This window comes from Streptomyces sp. NPDC001443, from assembly GCF_053597355.1.
This window is the reverse complement of the sequence record NZ_JBSFIA010000030.1, coordinates 22370-38219: the sequence shown is the minus strand read 5'-3', so window position 1 is coordinate 38219 and position 15850 is coordinate 22370. Positions and strand designations below refer to the sequence as shown.

At 70.4% G+C, this 15850-nt stretch carries 19 protein-coding genes; 6 read left to right on the top strand and 13 right to left on the bottom strand.

What is annotated here, in order from left to right:
• Positions 1-145 precede the first annotated feature (145 nt).
• Positions 146-841, top strand: coding sequence for a calcium-binding protein (locus tag ACWC24_RS27585; RefSeq protein WP_450665575.1), 696 nt, complete (start codon positions 146-148; stop codon positions 839-841).
• Between the two features lie 44 nt (positions 842-885).
• Here ACWC24_RS27585 and ACWC24_RS27580 read toward each other — a convergent pair whose 3' ends face one another.
• Genes ACWC24_RS27580 through ACWC24_RS27565 form a run of 4 tightly spaced genes read right to left on the bottom strand, consistent with a single transcriptional unit; the run spans position 886 to position 3003 of the window.
• Entirely contained in the window at positions 886-1359 is a 474-nt protein-coding gene (locus tag ACWC24_RS27580; protein ID WP_450665654.1) for an N-acetyltransferase family protein, read from the bottom strand.
• 29 nt (positions 1360-1388) lie between these two features.
• Positions 1389-1811, bottom strand: a complete 423-nt coding sequence (locus tag ACWC24_RS27575) for an arsenate reductase ArsC (RefSeq protein WP_450665574.1) — start codon at positions 1809-1811, stop codon at positions 1389-1391.
• A 29-nt stretch (positions 1812-1840) separates the two neighbouring features.
• The gene (locus tag ACWC24_RS27570; RefSeq protein ID WP_450665573.1) at positions 1841-2626 is read right to left on the bottom strand and encodes an aquaporin; all 786 of its coding nucleotides are present in this window, start codon (positions 2624-2626) and stop codon (positions 1841-1843) included.
• Positions 2623-3003, bottom strand: a complete 381-nt coding sequence (locus tag ACWC24_RS27565) for an ArsR/SmtB family transcription factor (RefSeq protein WP_450665572.1) — start codon at positions 3001-3003, stop codon at positions 2623-2625. The genes ACWC24_RS27570 and ACWC24_RS27565 overlap by 4 nt, the downstream gene beginning before the upstream one ends.
• Before the next feature lie 79 nt (positions 3004-3082).
• On the opposite strand from ACWC24_RS27565, the gene ACWC24_RS27560 reads away from it, so the two are divergent.
• Positions 3083-3508, top strand: coding sequence for an ArsI/CadI family heavy metal resistance metalloenzyme (locus ACWC24_RS27560; protein ID WP_450665571.1), 426 nt, complete (start codon positions 3083-3085; stop codon positions 3506-3508).
• On the opposite strand, the gene ACWC24_RS27555 is transcribed toward ACWC24_RS27560, so the two are convergent.
• The 5 genes from ACWC24_RS27555 to ACWC24_RS27535 all read right to left on the bottom strand — a co-directional run bounded on the left by ACWC24_RS27555 (position 3505) and on the right by ACWC24_RS27535 (position 9355).
• Positions 3505-5073, bottom strand: a complete 1569-nt coding sequence (locus ACWC24_RS27555) for an FAD-binding oxidoreductase (protein ID WP_450665570.1) — start codon at positions 5071-5073, stop codon at positions 3505-3507. The genes ACWC24_RS27560 and ACWC24_RS27555 overlap by 4 nt on opposite strands.
• Before the next feature lie 45 nt (positions 5074-5118).
• Positions 5119-5352, bottom strand: a complete 234-nt coding sequence (locus ACWC24_RS27550) for a hypothetical protein (RefSeq protein WP_450665569.1) — start codon at positions 5350-5352, stop codon at positions 5119-5121.
• Positions 5336-6430 carry a cyclophane-forming radical SAM peptide maturase AmcB gene (gene amcB, locus ACWC24_RS27545; RefSeq protein WP_450665568.1) on the bottom strand — a complete coding sequence of 365 codons (1095 nt, stop codon included), beginning with the start codon at positions 6428-6430 and terminating at the stop codon, positions 5336-5338. Before amcB ends, ACWC24_RS27550 begins: the two co-directional genes overlap by 17 nt.
• Positions 6423-8867, bottom strand: a complete 2445-nt coding sequence (locus tag ACWC24_RS27540; RefSeq protein ID WP_450665567.1) for a tetratricopeptide repeat protein — start codon at positions 8865-8867, stop codon at positions 6423-6425. Before ACWC24_RS27540 ends, amcB begins: the two co-directional genes overlap by 8 nt.
• Positions 8868-8959: 92 nt before the next feature.
• Entirely contained in the window at positions 8960-9355 is a 396-nt protein-coding gene (locus ACWC24_RS27535) for an NADPH-dependent FMN reductase (protein WP_450665566.1), read from the bottom strand.
• On the opposite strand from ACWC24_RS27535, the gene ACWC24_RS27530 reads away from it, so the two are divergent.
• Positions 9354-9722: an MmyB family transcriptional regulator gene (locus ACWC24_RS27530; RefSeq protein WP_450665565.1), complete on the top strand. Its 369-nt coding sequence runs from the start codon at positions 9354-9356 to the stop codon at positions 9720-9722. The two genes, ACWC24_RS27535 and ACWC24_RS27530, sit on opposite strands and share 2 nt — an antisense overlap.
• Positions 9723-9801: 79 nt before the next feature.
• Here the strand turns inward: ACWC24_RS27530 and ACWC24_RS27525 are convergent, their stop codons facing one another.
• The 4 genes from ACWC24_RS27525 to ACWC24_RS27510 all read right to left on the bottom strand — a co-directional run bounded on the left by ACWC24_RS27525 (position 9802) and on the right by ACWC24_RS27510 (position 13716).
• Positions 9802-11034, bottom strand: a complete 1233-nt coding sequence (locus ACWC24_RS27525; RefSeq protein WP_450665564.1) for a S8 family peptidase — start codon at positions 11032-11034, stop codon at positions 9802-9804.
• A gap of 312 nt (positions 11035-11346) precedes the next feature.
• Positions 11347-11928: a sugar O-acetyltransferase gene (locus ACWC24_RS27520; protein ID WP_450665563.1), complete on the bottom strand. Its 582-nt coding sequence runs from the start codon at positions 11926-11928 to the stop codon at positions 11347-11349.
• Positions 11929-12000: 72 nt separating this feature from the next.
• Entirely contained in the window at positions 12001-12690 is a 690-nt protein-coding gene (locus tag ACWC24_RS27515; RefSeq protein WP_450665562.1) for a hypothetical protein, read from the bottom strand.
• Positions 12691-12801: 111 nt separating this feature from the next.
• On the bottom strand, positions 12802-13716 hold the full coding sequence (locus tag ACWC24_RS27510) for a LysR family transcriptional regulator (protein ID WP_450665653.1): 915 nt from the start codon (positions 13714-13716) through the stop codon (positions 12802-12804).
• Between the two features lie 137 nt (positions 13717-13853).
• Here ACWC24_RS27510 and ACWC24_RS27505 point away from each other — a divergent pair, with 137 nt between their 5' ends.
• The 3 genes from ACWC24_RS27505 (at position 13854) to ssuE (ending at position 15845) form a co-directional block, all read left to right on the top strand.
• Positions 13854-13937: a putative leader peptide gene (locus tag ACWC24_RS27505; RefSeq protein ID WP_350760414.1), complete on the top strand. Its 84-nt coding sequence runs from the start codon at positions 13854-13856 to the stop codon at positions 13935-13937.
• 152 nt (positions 13938-14089) lie between these two features.
• Positions 14090-15205 carry a dimethylsulfone monooxygenase SfnG gene (sfnG, locus tag ACWC24_RS27500; RefSeq protein WP_450665561.1) on the top strand — a complete coding sequence of 372 codons (1116 nt, stop codon included), beginning with the start codon at positions 14090-14092 and terminating at the stop codon, positions 15203-15205.
• 85 nt (positions 15206-15290) lie between these two features.
• A complete protein-coding gene (gene ssuE, locus ACWC24_RS27495) occupies positions 15291-15845 on the top strand; it encodes an NADPH-dependent FMN reductase (RefSeq protein WP_450665560.1) in 555 nt (184 codons plus the stop codon).
• Positions 15846-15850: the final 5 nt, after the last annotated feature.

Here is a 15850-nt window from a genome sequence, read left to right as displayed (position 1 = left end):
TCTCCTCGCCCGTGCGCTCCAGCAGAGCCCGGACCGGGGAGCCGCGGGAGTGATTCTTTCTGTGTTGTGCCGGGGCCTGACCTGGAAAAGGCCGGGACGTGGCCTGCTGTACGGGAACCGATCTCCCGTTGAAGGGTGCACGACGATGGAACTGGATCTGTTGGTCCGCCGGAACAAGCGTCCCGATGGAGACACCGCCTCGGCCATGGCCCGGGACGCGCGCCCCGGAGCCCGCCGCCTGCTGCTGACTGCGCCGGCCTTGGCGACCGCGGGCCTCGTCACGGGCGCCGCACGTCCACCCGCCATGGTGACGGTCGCTGCCGTCCCGACCTGTGAAGGCGTGCCCGCGACGATCGTCGGCACGAACCGCGACGACAGCATCGTGGGCACCCCGGGCAACGACGTGATCGTCGCGCTGGGCGGGGACGACCGCGTCGACGGTCTGGGCGGCAACGACCGTATCTGCGGCGATTCCGGCAACGACAGCCTGTCCGGCGGAGGCGGCAGCGACGTCCTCTTCGGCGGCAGCGGCAACGACCAACTCGACGGCGGCAACGGCGACGACGTCCTCTCCGGCGGTGACGGCAGCGACACCCTGTCGGGGCAGGCCGACGACGACAGCCTCGACGGCGGCTCCGGCCCTGACACCCTCTCCGGAGGCGACGGTGACGACGGCCTCGACGGCGGCGACAACATCTCCGGCGACGACGGCAACGACATCGCCTTCGGAGCCGACGGCAACGACAGCCTCGACGGCGGTTCCGGCACCAACCGCAACGACGGCGGCCCCGGCCTCAACACCTGCACCAACCCCACCACCGGGCCCGGCTGTCCCGTCTGACGGCCGGAAGGGCCGGGCGAGGCGTCGAGACCGGCCTGCGACGCCTATGCGACAGCAGGGCTGCGACGCTCGATCAGCACGACGTCGCGCCACACCCCGTGGTGCCTGCCGATGCGTTCGCGCGTGCCGATGACACGGAAGCCGGCCCTCCGGTGGAGGGCCAGGCTGCCGGTGTTCTCGGGGAAGATGCCCGACTGAATGGTCCAGACGCCCGCCGCCTCGGTCGACGCGATCAGGGCGCTCAGCAGCGCCGAGCCGATGCCGCGGCCGCGGGCGTCGGGGTGGACGTACACCGAGTGCTCGACCACCCCCGCGTACACGCACCGGTCCGACACCGTCACCGCGGCGACCCAGCCGAGTACCCGGCCCGAGTCGTCGACGGCGACGTGTCGGTGGCCGGGCAGCTTGGTGGCGTCGAAGTGCTCCCAGGTGGGTGCCGCCGTCTCGAAAGTGGCGTCTCCCTCGTCGATGCCGAGTTGATGGATCGCCAGGACCTCGGCGGCGTGTCCGGGGTCCATGGCCGTGATGCGCAGGCCGGGCGGAACGCTCACGCTCGGCCCACCGGGGCGATCTCGTCGATCAGTTCGCGGATGCGCTTTTCGATCTCGTCGCGGATGGGCCGCACGGCGGCGACGCCCTGCCCGGCCGGATCCGGGAGCTCCCAGTCGAGGTAGCGCTTGCCGGGGAAGACCGGGCAGGTGTCGCCGCAGCCCATCGTGATGACGACGTCCGAGGCGTGCACGGCTTCGACCGTGAGCGTCTTCGGCACCTCGGCCGAGACGTCGATGCCGACCTCGGCCATGGCCTCGACGACGGCCGGGTTGACCGTGGTGGCGGGGGCGGACCCGGCGGAGCGTACGTGGACGCGTTCGCCCGCGAGGTGGGTGAGGAACGCGGCTGCCATCTGGGAGCGCCCGGCGTTGTGCACGCAGACGAAGAGGACGGACGGCTGTTCGGCGGAGGTGTTCATGGCGGGTGCGCTTTCTGGCGGCGGGCAGGTCAGGGGAGTGCGGGGGCGGCGGGCTCGGGTTCGCGCTGGACGTCGGCGGGTTCGCCCTGGAGGCCGCCGGGTTCGCCCTGAGGGTCCGCGGGTTCGGCCGGTGCGGGTGCCGGGTGTCCGAAGACCGCGAGCAGCAGCCCCATCCCCAGTACAGCGCCCAGCAGTTGGGCCGCGATGAACGGACCGAGGGAGCCGGGCGAGATTCCGGCGAAGGTGTCGGTGAAGGCCCGCCCGATGCTGACCGCGGGGTTCGCGAACGAGGTCGACGACGTGAACCAGTACGCCGCGCCGATGTAGGCGGCCACGGCCACGGGTGCGTGGCGGGCCTGACCGGTGCGGCCCAGGCCGAGGATCAGCAGGACGAGCCCGGCGGTCGCGACCACTTCGCCCAGCCACAGATGACCGGCGAAACGGTCGTGGGTGGACCACCGCACGAGCGGCCTGCCGAACATCGCGTCCGCCAGGACCGCACCCGCGACAGCTCCCGCGACCTGGGCCGGCAGGTACGCGGCAACGTCGCGCGCGGTCGGTCCGTCCCCGGTGCGGCGGCCGGTGACCCAGGCGGCGAGCGTGACGACGGGGTTGAAGTGCGCGCCGGAGACCGGCCCCAGGAGCGCGATCAGCACGCCGAGCCCGAAGACCGTCGCCAGCGAGTTCGCGAGCAGTTGCACGCCCACGTCATGGGTCAGCTCGGTGGCCTGGATGCCGGAGCCGACGACCACCGCGACCAGGGCGGCGGAGCCGACCGCCTCGGCGGCGACCCGGCGGCCCAGCGGGACGCTCACGCGTCAGTCCCGGCCGTGCTCGATGTCCGCAGGAAGTCGGCGAGCCGGTCGAGAGTGGCAGGCAGCGCCCAGTAGTAGACCCAGGTGCCGCGTCGCTCGCAGTCGATCAGACCGGCCTGCCGCAGCAGCTTGAGGTGGTGCGAGATCGTCGGCTGGGACAGCTCGAAGGCCGGGGTCAGATCACAGACACATACCTCACCGCCCGCCCGCGACGCGATCATCGACAGCAGCCGCAGCCGCACCGGATCGCCCAGGGCCTTGAACAGCCTGGCCAGCTCGGCAGCCTGGCCGTCGTCCAGCGGGGCGGTCACCAGGCCGGGGCAACATGTGCCGTTCTCGTCGTCCTGGCCGAGGACCACAAGCTCTTGCTTTGACATACGTCTATGTTGACATCCTTCGATCCAGGGCGCAAGGTTGCATCGATAAACATCAATGCAAGCCGATGGGAGTTCTGAAATGTCCCGTGCTCAGCTCGCCCTGCGGGTCAGTGACCTGGAAGCGTCGATCACCTTCTACGCGAAGCTCTTCGGCACCGAACCGGCCAAGCGGCGCGAGGGCTACGCCAACTTCGCCCTCACCGAGCCCCCGCTCAAGCTCGTCCTGATCGAGGGCGCCCCCGGCGAGGAGACCCGGCTCGACCACCTCGGCGTCGAGGTCGAGTCCACCGACCAGGTCCACGCCGCCGGCGACCGCCTCAAGGGCGCCGGCCTGGCCACCTTCGAGGAGAACGACACCTCCTGCTGCTACGCCCTCCAGGACAAGGTGTGGGTGCACGGACCCGGCCGGGAACCGTGGGAGGTCTACGTCGTGAAGGCCGACGCGGACACCCTCGGCAAGAGCGCCGCCCCCGACGCCACCTGCGACGGCTGCTGCGCCGGCTAAGCCGCCGCGCCAAGCCGAGACATGGCGGAGCCCCCCTCGCCGCTTGGGAGGGGGGCTCCGCCGGCGCTCGGTCGGCAGACCGCGGGCGGGATGCTCTGGTCGTACTGGAAGACGTTCTGCGGGTCGTACTTCGCCTTGATCTTGCGCAGGCGGGCGAAGTTGTTCCGCCGGTAGGCGGTCTCCCAGTCCTGCGTACCGATGTTCGGCACGTTGACGTAGGCGCCGTTCACGTACGGGCGCAGCTTCTGGCTGAACTCGGCGATCCAGGCCTGCGCCTCCGGGGTGAGCGGGTCGCAGATGCCCGGCTGGTCACTGCGCTTGCCCCAGCCGACACCGGGCTCGGCGTAGAAGAGCGCGTCGCGGTGCGGGAACGAGGTGCCGTCGCGCGGGGGCCTCCTGACGTTCCCGCCGAAGGCCTGGACGAAGTAGTTGCTGTCGTCCGTGGGGGCGCTCCTGACGTACGACGTGACGATGTCGATCGCCTCGGTCGGGAACGGCTTCCTGGCGAACTGCGAGAAGAGCTTCCAGTTGGCCGGCTCGAGCTCGATCGGGACCTGGAATCCCGAGCAGACGTCGCCCCAGTTGCCCGCCTGCGCCGTGACCTGGGGGCTGTCGATCGACAGGAGCGGGGCCGGCAGCCTCTTCGCCTCCGCGGGGGTTCCCTCCGGGAGGACCCCGAACAGCAGGATCTGGTTCCGGTGGGCTTCGAGCTGGGTGCCGAGGCGGTTGTCGGTGAACGGCGCGATGCGCTGGTAGGTCTCGAAGATCCCGCGCAGGTTGCTGGTCCCGTCCCACGTGGCCGTCAGATACGTGACGCTCCTCAGCGGGGCGGGCTTGTAGGTGAGGGAGGTGACGATCCCGAAGTTGCCGTTGCCCGCGCCGCGCAGCGCCCACAGCAGATCCGAGTGGTGGTCCAGGTCGACCTTGAGCGCCCTGGCGCACTCGTCGCCGTCCGCGACGACGATCTCGGCGCCGATGAGGCTGTCGCAGGCCGTGCCGATCCAGCGGGTCAGGAAGCCGAAGCCGCCTCCGAGCGTGGCGCCGGACAGACCCACGCTTGCTTCGGACCCCGTCGTCACCGCGAAGTTCCGCTTCGCGAGCGCGGTCACCGCTTCGCTCTGGTTGAGCCCGGAGCCGACGGTCGCGACGCGGGCGTGGGCGTCGATGTGGACCGACTTCGGTTCGCTGACGTCGATCACGAGGCCGGCGTCGACGTTCGACCAGCCCTCAAGGCTGTGGCGGCCGCTGCGGACCCGCACCGCGGTATCGTGCTGCCGTGCCCACGTCAGGGCGTTGACCACGTCCTGGGTGTTCTGGGCGAAGACGATGATCAGCGGACAGTGGGAGAAGAGCTGGTCCCGGCCCAGGCGTGCGTCCGTGTACCCGGGGTCGTGGGGCCGGACGATCCGGCCGGTCGGCTTCGCCGGCGGCCACGCGCCGTGAGGTCGAGCAGCTCCGTGGTCACCAGGGCGGCAACGCGACCAAGTGGCGGTCGGCGACGACCGCCTTGGCCACGTGACCGCCCTGCGGGACGTAGCCGAGGACTCGTCGGCCGGCCGCGGCATCGAAGCAATGTGCGGGGGGCTTTTCCGGGAAGGGCAGTTCGGGCCCTAGTCGGTCCCGTCCTTCTTCTCCTCTTCCTTCTTCTCCTCCCTCTCCTCCCTGCGGCCGTCGTGCCAGGGGTTTGCGTCACCGGAGAGCAGCACGTCCGCCCGCGGTGGCATCCCCTCGGCTGCGGCAGGCGAGGCCGTGACTCCGCTCTGAGCCAGCAGGGATGCCAGGGCGGCCCGCTGTGCTTCGATGCGTTGTGAGAGGTTCTCGCTGATTTCAGGTGTGTCCGACACTGCGGAGCAGCCCTTCCATGAGTCGTTTCTTGCTGTTGCGGCAGTACGCGGTCTCTGTGGCGTCGAATCGGCCGGTCTCGAAGTACTTGTTCGCCGGCCGGCCGCCGAGGCAGTAGCTGAAGTGGCCGCAGGTGGCCCGACAGGCCGCGAAGCCTCGCACGATCTCGGCCACCCAGGAAGCCTGCGGCGCCCGCCGTACCAGGTCCACGAGCTCGGCGTCCTTCACATTGCCCACGGTGAAGGGGCCGTGGCGCCGGGAGGAGAACCCCGCCAGATCCGGACCCAGCACCGTGACTTCGCCGTCCCAGCCGATCATGGGCATGGGATCGTGCGGGGCCAGAGCGCGTCGATCGGCCGTGCCGGCCAGCGTCGCCGAGACATGGCGCAGCGCGTGGTCGAACTCCCTTACCCGCAGGCGCTGGTCGGATCGCCAGTGAGTGGCGAGGGCGGCCCAGAAGGCGGTCACTCCTTCGCCGTCCACCTGGCTGCCGGCGTGGACACCCTTGCGTTCCACGATGTTGACGCCGAGCGAGTGACACCCCAGCGCCACGAACCAGTCGTACAGCTCCGCGGCGACAGCGGGGTCGGGGTCCTCGACCACCGCGATGGCCCCGAAGGGAATGCCGTGTCCGCGCAGTGCGGCGATGCCGCGAAGAGCGAGTTCGAAGCTCTCCCGGCCGGCCCGGGTGGTCCGGGCACCGTTGGCGCGTCTCGGGCCGTCCAGGCTGACGTTCACGCTGATCCGGTGGCGGTTGAACACCTCGCACCAGGCGTCGTCGATCAGGGTGGCGTTGGTCTGTACGGCGTGAGTGACCCGGCCGCCGGCGCTGCCGAACCGTCCGATCAGTTCGGTGAAACCCGGCGTGCCGAGGGCGAGCGGCTCCCCGCCGTGCCAGACGACGCGTACCGGATGCAGGAGCGACCAGGCTGCCACGCCGCGCGCCACGGCGTCGGCCACCGCCACCGACATGCGCCGGTGGGCGGCACGGTCCGGGAGATAGCAGTACGAGCAGTCGAGGTTGCACAGCGTGGTGGGCTGCAGGAAGACGACCGACGCGGTCCGGGCCAGTTCAGTCATCGCCCGCCTCCGCCCGGAGGGCTCCCGTGCGCACACCCAGGGCCGTGACCCGTCGCATCGCCGCTCGCGCGGCGTCCGCGGAGCCGCTGCGCCGGTACAGCGCGGCCGCGTCCTGCCAGGTCCGCGACGCCCGCTCGACGTCACCCGCGGCGAATACCGCGGCGGCGCAGAGATCGAGCGAACGGGCTTGGCCGTACGTGTCGAAGAAGACGTCACGGAACAGCGCCAAGGCCCGTTCGTGGCAGTCGACGGCGCTCCGGTGCTGCCCCGCCGACCGTAAGGTGCTGCCGAGATCGTTGAGGACCATGGCCTCGCGGTACTGCTCCTTCTGCTGTCTGACGACATCGAGGGCCTTCGTATGCTGCTCGATCGCCTCCGGGAATCTGCCCATCGCGTGGAGAGTGAGGGCGAGATCATTGCGCGCACTCGCCGCGCGCTCCGTGTGGCCCAGTCCCTGGAAGAACGTCACGCATCGCGTGTGGTCCTCGAGGGAGGCGTCGAGCTGCCCCAGATTCCGCAGGACGCGCGCCCGGTTGTTCGTGGAGATGGCCTCCATGATCGTGTCCCCGAGCGAGCGGTACGCGGCCCTCGCGGCGTCGAGATGCGTCAGCGCCTCGTCGAAGTGCTCCATCCTGAACCGCAGGACACCCAGCCCGTTCTGGGTCATGGCCGCGGTACGGACGGCGCCCGACGCGCGCAGCAGCGTGTCCGCTTCCTGGAACGCGTCCAGGGCCTGTTCGAAGTGGCGTCCCTCCAGCAGGGCGTTGCCCAGGTTGTACCGAGCGGTGCCCTCCTCCCGGACCGCGCCGATCACGTGGAAGAGGTCCAGGGCGCGCCGGTGGGCGGCGATCGCCTCGTCTCCCCGCCGCAGATAGCGAAGGGCCATGCCGAGGTTGTCCTGGGCCATTCCCTCGAAGAGCCGGTCACCCAGCAGGCGGGCTCCCTTGATCGCGTGCTGGTACACCTCGGCGGCGTCGTCGAAGTGGTGCCGCCAGGACAGGTAGTGGCACAGGCTGAGCGCGAAGCGCACTCCGGTCGCGGCATGGTCCGGATCGACGGCCCACTGGGAGGCCGCGACCAGCCCTTCACGTTCCGTGTCCAGCCAGCGCAGGGCCTCCTCGCGGTCGGTGAATCCACCACTGCGCGGCTGTTCGGACAGTGTCTGGAGGTAGGCGTGGCTGTCGGTGACACGTTGGTGGTACCGGCTGAGCAAGCGGGCTCGCGCGGCGTGCGCGTCCGCGGACAGGGCGGCGTTCTCCCGGGTCCTGAAGACACCGTAGGCACGCACCAGGTCGTGCGTCCGCCAGCGACCGCGGCTGCTGCCGGTCTCGATCAGATGGGCCCGGACGAGGACGTCGAGCGACCGTGGATCCGGTGGTGCCCCGCCGAGCGCGGCGAGTGCCTCCGGGCCGGCCTCGGGCCCCGGCGCGAGGGCGATCAGGCCGAACAGCCGTGCCGGGTCCGGTGCCAGCCGTCGGTACGACATGTCGAAGGCCGCCCTCATCGCTCGCTCACCGTCGTCGAGGTGGTCGATGCGTGTGGTCATGTCGGCCAGTTCGTCCCCGAGTTCCGCGATCGGCTTGGCGGGGTCGTTGACGAGGAGCGCTGCGGCGATGTGCAGGGCCAGGGGCAGGTGTCCGCACAGCCCGGCCAGTCGGCGTGCCTGGCCGGGCTCCTGCGTGATGCGCGCATCGGTCGGGTCGGCCGACCGAAGTGCCGTTCCCAGCGCCTCCACGGACAGTTCCGGGGAGAGCACCCCCAACCGCATCAACCGCGCGCCCAATGGGGCCAGGACGTCACGCGAGGTGAGCAGCACGCGGTGACACGGGTGGCCCGGCAGAAGCGGTCTCACCTGGGAGGAGTGGGAGGCGTTGTCCACGACCACCAGGAGCGCACCCCGCTTCTCGGCGACGTCCGCCAGCATCGAGCGGTACAGCCCGGCACGCGCGTCGGCACTCGCCGGCATGTGGTCCTGAGGGACACCGAGTGCCAACAGCAGCTGTTCCAGCGCCTGTTCCGGGGTCACGGGGACGTTGTCGTAGCCGTGCAGGTCGAGGAAGACCACCCCGGCGGGGAAGAAGCCGCGGCGCTGCGCGGCATGAGCGGCTTGCAGGGCGAGCGCGGTCTTGCCGATGCCGCCGAGTCCGGTGACCGAGGACACGAGGACGGCACCGCGGGCCGGTTCGGCGGGGTCCAGGGCGGTCAGCAGTGCCCGCAACTCGGCGTCACGTCCGACGAAACCCGGTACCGGGCCGGGGAGCGACTGCATGGCCAAGGCGCCCGGGACGTGATGGAAGTGGTGTTCCACCTTCTTGCCCACGACATCTCCGTGGAACTGCCCGGAACGGAAGTCGAGCAGGTCCGATCCGACGGTGGCGCGGGCGACCTCTTCGTCGCTTCCGTCCCCGTCCGGGCTGCGGCCGGTGCCCGTTCCCATGCGTCCATGATGCCGTGCGGAACACCGTGGGCGCACTGCCCCGACGGCCGCGGAACGGACGTTGGAGGTTCCCGCACGCGCCCCGAAAAGTCCTACCGGTTCGCGATCTGCGGGCGGTCGCGGCGGGCGTCGCGCAGGACCGAGCCCCACCGGAGCAACTGGTCGAGCATGGCCCTGGCGGCGTTCTCGGGGCCCTGCGGGTCCCGGAGCGTGCCGTCGGGGGAGAAGAGGAGGCAGCAGCTGGGGAAGGAGACGTAGTCGCGCACGGTGTGGGCGTGCAACTCGCTGAAGACCTGACGCAGTTGCTCGATCGCCAGCAGACCGCCGCTGAGGCCGCTGTAGCCGACGAAGCCGATCGGCTTGGCCTTCCACCGGGTGTAGTGCCAGTCGACGGCGGCCTTGGGGGAGGCCGGGAAGCTGCGGTTGTGGTCGGGCGTCACGATGACGACCGCGTCGGCGGCGTCGGGCCGCCGGGTCAGTTCGGCCATGCCCTCGGGACGCGGCGGGTCGGGCTGCCCGGACTGGGACACGGTCGCCGACGAGCAGGCCGTGGCCCTCAAACAGGGGCCGGGGCGCACCGACACCCAAGTCGGCACACTCATGGACGAGTTGACGGTGTCCTGCGGGAAGCCGTTCGCCGATCGGCTGCGGACGCTGCCCGGGCTGCCGCGGGCGAACGGGGTGGTGCGCATGGTCCACCCGCAGGTGGGGGAGGTACGGCTGGCGTACGAAGCCCTCGGCCTGCCCGCCGACGACGACCAGCACATCGTCGTCCACCTGGCGGCCGACGGGGCGAGCGCCGCCGCCCTCGACCGTCTCACCGGCCGCCGCCCCGGGGCCTTGCGGGCGGTCTGAGCGGTACCGCCGCCGTCCGCGAGGCGCCCGGCCGGAAGTTCCGGCCGGGCGCCTGAGCGAGCCGCTGGTCATACGACGCCTATGGCGTCGGCGACACGGTCTGCTCCGTGAGCTTCAGGAGCTTGTTGGGCGAGCCCGAGCCCACACCGCTGAGGACTCCGCTGGTGGCGCCGTCGACCAGCGCGCTGCCGACGGTCGCCGGGGAGGCGCCCGGGTGGGCGGTCAGGTAGAGGGCGGCCGCCCCGGTGACGTGCGGGGCGGCGAAGGACGTGCCGTTGCCCGTGTACGTGGCCGAGTCGGAGGTGTTCCAGGCCGCCGTGATGCCGGAGCCGGGGGCGAAGAGGTCCACCCCGGAACCGTAGTTGGAGTAGCTCGCCCGCGCGTCGCTGCTCGTCGTCGCGCCGACGGTCAGCGCCTGGGTGACCCGGGCGGGGGAGTAGTTCGACGCCAGGGCACCCGAGTTGCCCGCCGCTATGGAGTACGTGACCCCGGAGGCGATGGAGTTCTTCACCGCGGTGTCCAGCGAGGTGCTGGCACCGCCGCCGAGGGAGACGTTGGCGACGGAGTCGGCGACGTGGTTGGCGGTGATCCAGTCCACGCCCGCGATGACCCCGGCGGTCGTGCCGGAGCCGTCGTTGCCGAGGACCCGGACGGCGACGATCTTCGCCTTCTTGGCCACGCCGTAGGTGGTGCCGGCGGCGACGGTCGCGACGAAGGTCCCGTGGCCGTAGCCGTCCTGCGCGGTGGCGTCGTTGTCGACGAAGTCCCATCCGTAGGAGGCTCTGCCCGCGATGTCCTGGTGGGTGATGCGCACACCGGTGTCCAGGACGTACACGGTTGCACCGCTGCCCCCGTCATCGGGGTAGGTGTAGGTGCCGCTCAGTGGAAGGCTGCTCTGGTCGACCCGGTCCAGACCCCAGGGGGCGTTGCTCTGGGTGCCGAGTGCGTGGACGACCTGGTCCTGCTCGACCGAGGCGACATCGGGGTCGGCCGCCAGCCTTCTGGCCTGGGCGCCGGTGAGGCTGACGGCGTAACCGTTGAGCGCGGAGGTGAACGTTCGCTTGACGCTGCCGCCGTACTCGGCCGCCAGGTTCCTGCCGCGCGCGGTGGTGGCCTTGAAGCCGACGTCCTTCTTGAGCGTGACGATGTAGCTGCCGGGTACGGCGTTCGCGGAGTCCGCCCCCAGCACGGTGCCCTCGGCCGGTGCGGCCTGGGCGGGGAGCGCGGAGAGGGCGCCTAAGGCGGTCGCCACCGCGGCCGTGATGGCGACCGCCGCGGTGACGCGCCGCTTCTTGGTGCGCACTGCTGCCATGTGAAGTGGTCCTTTGCGATCAGGCACGGAATCCTGGTGGGGGTCCGCGCCGAGCGGTGTGAGGCACCCGGTCGGTGCCACAGAGCGACCATGTGCTCGCGGCCGACGACGAGGACAGGGATTACATGTACATGTCGCACACCTGTCATGCGATGCCATCGTGTGCAGTGCTGCGGACACGGGATGTCATGTCCGTGTAGCCGACGGACCGTCAAATAAGCTTGTGTGAGGGCGAGTTCAGGGTCAGCGTCGAAGGCATGGGCGGCACCGGCCGGGCGTCGCACCTCACCTCGCGCGTCGCCCTCCTCCGACTCACAGACTCCGCACCACGCGGGCGGGATTGCCGACGGCGACGACGTTCGCGGGTACGTCCTTGGTGACGACGGCGCCGGCGCCGATGACGGAGTTGTCCCCGATGGCGACTCCGGGCAGGACGATGGCGCCGCCGCCGATCCACACGTTGTCGCCGATGACGATCGGGCGGGCCGCTTCGAGCTTGTCGCGCCGTGGCCGCGGCTCCAGCGGATGGGTCGGGGTCAGCAACTGGACGCCGGGGCCGATCTGGCAGTCCTCGCCGATGGTGATGGCCGCGACGTCCAGCGCAGTGAGGTTGTAGTTGACGAAGGTGCGCGCCCCGACGGTGATGTTGCTGCCGTAGTCGACATACAGCGGCGGACGCAGATGGGCCTCGTCACCGAAGGATCCGAGCAGTTCGCGCAGCAGCGGCTGGGCGGCGTCGGCGTCCTCGACATAGGCGGACCGGAAGCGAGCGGTCAGGCGGACGGCGCGCTGCTGGCGGCGGCTGATCTCGGGATCGTCCGCGATGTACAGGTCTCCTGCCCGCATGCGCTGGAGGTTCGAACGTGGGTCCTGGGCGAAGTGGTCCGTCTGCATGCGCCAGTCCTTCCCTGGGCGCGCACGGACGTACCCGCGTGCATCCGTCCGGCCCCTTCCGTCGCTGGACGGTCAGTCGAGCCACCATGTGCGGATCCGGCGTCTCACCGCCCACACGGCGAGGCCGATGAGGGTGAAGAGGATCCAGGCGCCGACGAAGTCGAGCGGGTCGCTCTCGTGTGCGTCGACCGTGACGAGGCCGGTGACGACGGTGACCACGCAGGCTCCGACGATCATCTTGCCGGTGAGGGGGAACTCGTCGAAGACGCTGAACCCGTCCGACTCGTGCATGCCACGGCGCAGAAGGCCGGCGCAGTACAGCGCGAGCACCCCGCCGCCGAAAAGGGTCAGGCCGCTGCCCAGGTAGAGCGCCGGATACTTCGTCGGTGAGTCTTCCGTCTGCTGAACCCGCCCGCCGAAGGTGATGTCGGTGCGGTGGCCGTGCCAGACGACCACCCCGATGCGGTCGCCCTTGTGCAGCCTCGACAGCACGGGTCCGGAGTCGTCGAGGTCGATCCGGCCGGACACGGAAGGGGGGCCCGTGACCTCGACCCAGTACTCGGCGCCACGACCGGAGTGGTTCTCCAACTTCCTGACCACGGCAGGGATGCCCCGGGTCTGCGACGCCGCTTCGTAGGACCGCACGGTGGCGAGGCTGTGCCGGTACGGCATCGCGAGCACGGCGGCCCCGCCGAGGAAGGCGAGCAACGCCAAGGCCGCCAGCCCCCAGGCTCGTTGCGCGGCTTCCCAGGTCCTGCCCATCTGCGCCTCCCTGCCCGGGAGTTCGACTCGCAGCGGACGGGGAAGGTTGCGCCGCCACCGCTGTGACCGCCTGCGATGTCCATACCCGGGCGGCCGCAGTGACACGACCCGCTACTGACGCACGGCGCCCATGAGTTCCCGGGCCCGGCGCACGAACGTCTCGTGCAGCTCCCGGGCCGCTCGTGGCACCGACTCCGCCCGTCGGCGTTGCAGCATCAGCAGCACCCGGGCGGAGTCCCCGGCCAGCGGGCGGCACACGATCGCGCCGCTGCGCTCCAGCGGGTCGCCGAGCACGCTGAAGTCGGGCAGCACGGTCACCCCGAGCCCCTCCGCGACCATCAGCTTGCCCATCTCCGCGCCGTCGGTCGAGTAGGAGATCGCCGGGGAGCGCCCCGTCAGCAGTCGGTGTACATAGCGGTGCATCACATAACCGGTGCGCATCGCGATCAGCGGCTCGGTGAGCAACTCGTCCACCGACACCTCCGCCAGGGCCGCCAGCGGCCTGTCCGACCGGACGCACACCACCGGCCGTCCGCGCAGCAGTTCGGTGGTCTCGAAGCCGGCGGGCAGGTCGTCGCCGTCGAGATGGTTGACCAGGCCCAGGTCGAAACCGCCTTCGGTGAGGCCTCGTTGGATCTCGGTCTGCCGTGCGCCCACCACCTCGACCTGGGTGAGCGGATGTGTTGCCCGGAACGTCCGAAGCACCGGGATGAGCAGAGGCACGGTCGCGGCGTTCACCGTGCCGACGCGCACCAACCGGCTCAGGCGGTGCTGCTCGCCCGCCGCGGACCGCAGCCGGTCCACCGCCTCCAGCACGCTCACGATGTGCGGCATCAGCTCCTGCCCCGCCGCGCTCATCGTCGCCCCGGTGCGTTTGCGCTCCAGCAGATCGACGCCCAGTTCCCGCTCCAGATTTCGCACCGTTTCGCTCAACGCGGGCTGGGACAGGCTGAGTTCGTCGGCCGCCCTGCGCAGTGAGCCGAGCCGGGTCACGGCCGTGATGTATTCCAGCTGTTCGGTCCGCATCCCGGCAGAATGCGTCGGCATACGGGCCATGTTCAAGGGTTGCCCTGTCACACCTTCGTGAAATGCAATGGTCCGCGATACGAGAACGGTCGGGTTTTCCTTGACGATGTTCGGCACCGGCTGCCACCATCGACGGCATGAAGATGCGACTGGACCTCACGCGGCGACGCCACGTCGACCTCGCACGTGTCTCCAGCGCCTCCTGTTGCGCCGCGGCCTGACCACTTCGCCGCATCCCTCCCTTCACCGCCTGAATCAGGTATCCCGGTAGGCCCGTCGTGGCGCCGGTGCATCCGTTCATGGCCTTTGTGTTCCCGGGTGCGCCCGTCGATTTCGGCGTGCCCGAAAACAATTCCGCACCAGGAGTCACGCAATGTCCGCAGCGCCCGTGAAATTCGCCTACTGGGTCCCCAACGTCAGCGGCGGGCTCGTCACCAGCACGATCGAGCAACGCACCGACTGGGGATACGAGTACAACCGCGAACTGGCTGTCCTCGCAGAGAACAACGGCTTTGAATACGCGCTCAGCCAGGTCCGCTACATGGCCAGCTACGGCGCCGAGTACCAGCACGAGTCGACCAGCTTCAGCCTCGCCCTGCTGCTCGCCACCCAGCGTCTGAAGGTCATCGCCGCCGTCCACCCCGGCCTCTGGCACCCCGGAGTGCTCGCCAAGCTCGGTGCCACCGCCGACCACCTCTCCAACGGCCGCTTCGCCGTGAACGTCGTGTCCGGTTGGTTCAAGGACGAGTTCACCGCCCTCGGCGAGCCCTGGCTGGAGCACGACGAACGCTACCGCCGCTCCGAGGAGTTCATCCGCGCCCTGCGTCAGATCTGGACCGAGGACCACGCCGAACTCGCCGGGGACTTCTACCGGTTGCGGGACTTCTCCCTCAAGCCCAAGCCGCTCAACACCCCTGAGCGCCCGCATCCGGAGATCTTCCAGGGCGGCAACTCCACCGCCGCCCGCGCGATGGCGGGCCGGGTCTCCGACTGGTACTTCTCCAACGGCAAGGACTTCGACGGAGTCGCCGAGCAGATCGAGGACGTACGTGTGTCGGCTGCTCAAGCCGGGCGCCAGGCACCGAAGTTCGGCCTCAACGGCTTCCTGATCGCCCGCGACACCGAGGCCGAGGCCCGCGACACCCTGCGCGAGATCGTCGCCAAGGCCGACACCGAGGCGGTCGAGGGATTCGGAGCCGCGGTGAAGCAGGCCGGCCGGTCCACCGCCGACGGCAAGGGCATGTGGCAGGACTCCGGCTTCGAGGACCTCGTCCAGTACAACGACGGCTTCCGGACCGGACTGATCGGCACTCCCGAGCAGATCGCGCAGCGCATCGTCGCCTACAAGAGGCTCGGCGTCGACCTCCTCCTGCTCGGCTTCCTGCACTACCACGAGGAGGTCGCGTACTTCGGCCGGCGCGTGCTTCCCCTCGTCCGTGAGCTGGAAGCCCAACTCCCTGACACAGAACTCGAGTCCGCTCTCGTCTGACCGAATGCCGCGACAGAGCGACCCACTTCCCTTCCCTCCGGGCGCCCGTCCCGTAGCGCCCCGGCTTCCAGAAAGAAGCAGCCTCATGGCCACCGTCCTTTCCCTCTCCGGCAGCCCCTCGGCCTCCTCCCGCACCGGTCGCCTCCTGCGCCACCTGGACCAGCGCCTGATCGACCAGGGCCACGAAGTCGTCCCGCTCGACGTCCGCGCCATCCCCGCCCAGGCGCTGCTGGGCGCGGACCCGCGCCACCCCGCGATCGTCGAGGCCGCCGAGCTGTTCGCCCGTGCCGACGGACTCGTCGTCGGCACCCCGGTCTACAAGGCCTCGTACTCCGGTGTCCTCAAGGCGCTGCTGGACCTGCTCCCGCAGTACGCGCTCGCCGGCAAGACCGTGCTGCCGCTGGCCACCGGCGGTTCCGTCGCCCACGTCCTCGCCATCGACTACGCCCTGCGCCCGGTCCTGACCTCGATGGGTGCCGCCCACATCGTCCAGGGCTGGTTCACCCTCGACAAGGACATCACCGTCCACGCGGACGGCACACTGGCCCTGGCGCCGGCGGTCGTCGACGCCCTGTCCCCGATCGTCGACCAGTTCTCGGCCGCGCTCGCACACCGGCCCGCCCTGACCGCGGCGGCCTGACCCCG

Bases quoted from the DNA above. Each gene is read 5' to 3' on its own strand.
- ACWC24_RS27585 (WP_450665575.1), top strand. From the start codon at position 146: ATGGAACTGGATCTGTTGGTCCGCCGGAACAAGCGTCCCGATGGAGAC.
- ACWC24_RS27580 (WP_450665654.1), bottom strand. From the start codon at position 1,359: ATGGACCCCGGACACGCCGCCGAGGTCCTGGCGATCCATCAACTCGGC.
- ACWC24_RS27575 (WP_450665574.1), bottom strand. From the start codon at position 1,811: ATGAACACCTCCGCCGAACAGCCGTCCGTCCTCTTCGTCTGCGTGCAC.
- ACWC24_RS27565 (WP_450665572.1), bottom strand. From the start codon at position 3,003: ATGTCAAAGCAAGAGCTTGTGGTCCTCGGCCAGGACGACGAGAACGGC.
- ACWC24_RS27560 (WP_450665571.1), top strand. From the start codon at position 3,083: ATGTCCCGTGCTCAGCTCGCCCTGCGGGTCAGTGACCTGGAAGCGTCG.
- ACWC24_RS27555 (WP_450665570.1), bottom strand. From the start codon at position 5,073: ATGCCGCGGCCGGCCGACGAGTCCTCGGCTACGTCCCGCAGGGCGGTC.
- amcB (WP_450665568.1), bottom strand. From the start codon at position 6,430: ATGACTGAACTGGCCCGGACCGCGTCGGTCGTCTTCCTGCAGCCCACC.
- ACWC24_RS27540 (WP_450665567.1), bottom strand. From the start codon at position 8,867: ATGGGAACGGGCACCGGCCGCAGCCCGGACGGGGACGGAAGCGACGAA.
- ACWC24_RS27530 (WP_450665565.1), top strand. From the start codon at position 9,354: ATGCCCTCGGGACGCGGCGGGTCGGGCTGCCCGGACTGGGACACGGTC.
- ACWC24_RS27535 (WP_450665566.1), bottom strand. From the start codon at position 9,355: ATGGCCGAACTGACCCGGCGGCCCGACGCCGCCGACGCGGTCGTCATC.
- ACWC24_RS27525 (WP_450665564.1), bottom strand. From the start codon at position 11,034: ATGGCAGCAGTGCGCACCAAGAAGCGGCGCGTCACCGCGGCGGTCGCC.
- ACWC24_RS27520 (WP_450665563.1), bottom strand. From the start codon at position 11,928: ATGCAGACGGACCACTTCGCCCAGGACCCACGTTCGAACCTCCAGCGC.
- ACWC24_RS27515 (WP_450665562.1), bottom strand. From the start codon at position 12,690: ATGGGCAGGACCTGGGAAGCCGCGCAACGAGCCTGGGGGCTGGCGGCC.
- ACWC24_RS27510 (WP_450665653.1), bottom strand. From the start codon at position 13,716: ATGCGGACCGAACAGCTGGAATACATCACGGCCGTGACCCGGCTCGGC.
- ACWC24_RS27505 (WP_350760414.1), top strand. From the start codon at position 13,854: ATGAAGATGCGACTGGACCTCACGCGGCGACGCCACGTCGACCTCGCA.
- sfnG (WP_450665561.1), top strand. From the start codon at position 14,090: ATGTCCGCAGCGCCCGTGAAATTCGCCTACTGGGTCCCCAACGTCAGC.
- ssuE (WP_450665560.1), top strand. From the start codon at position 15,291: ATGGCCACCGTCCTTTCCCTCTCCGGCAGCCCCTCGGCCTCCTCCCGC.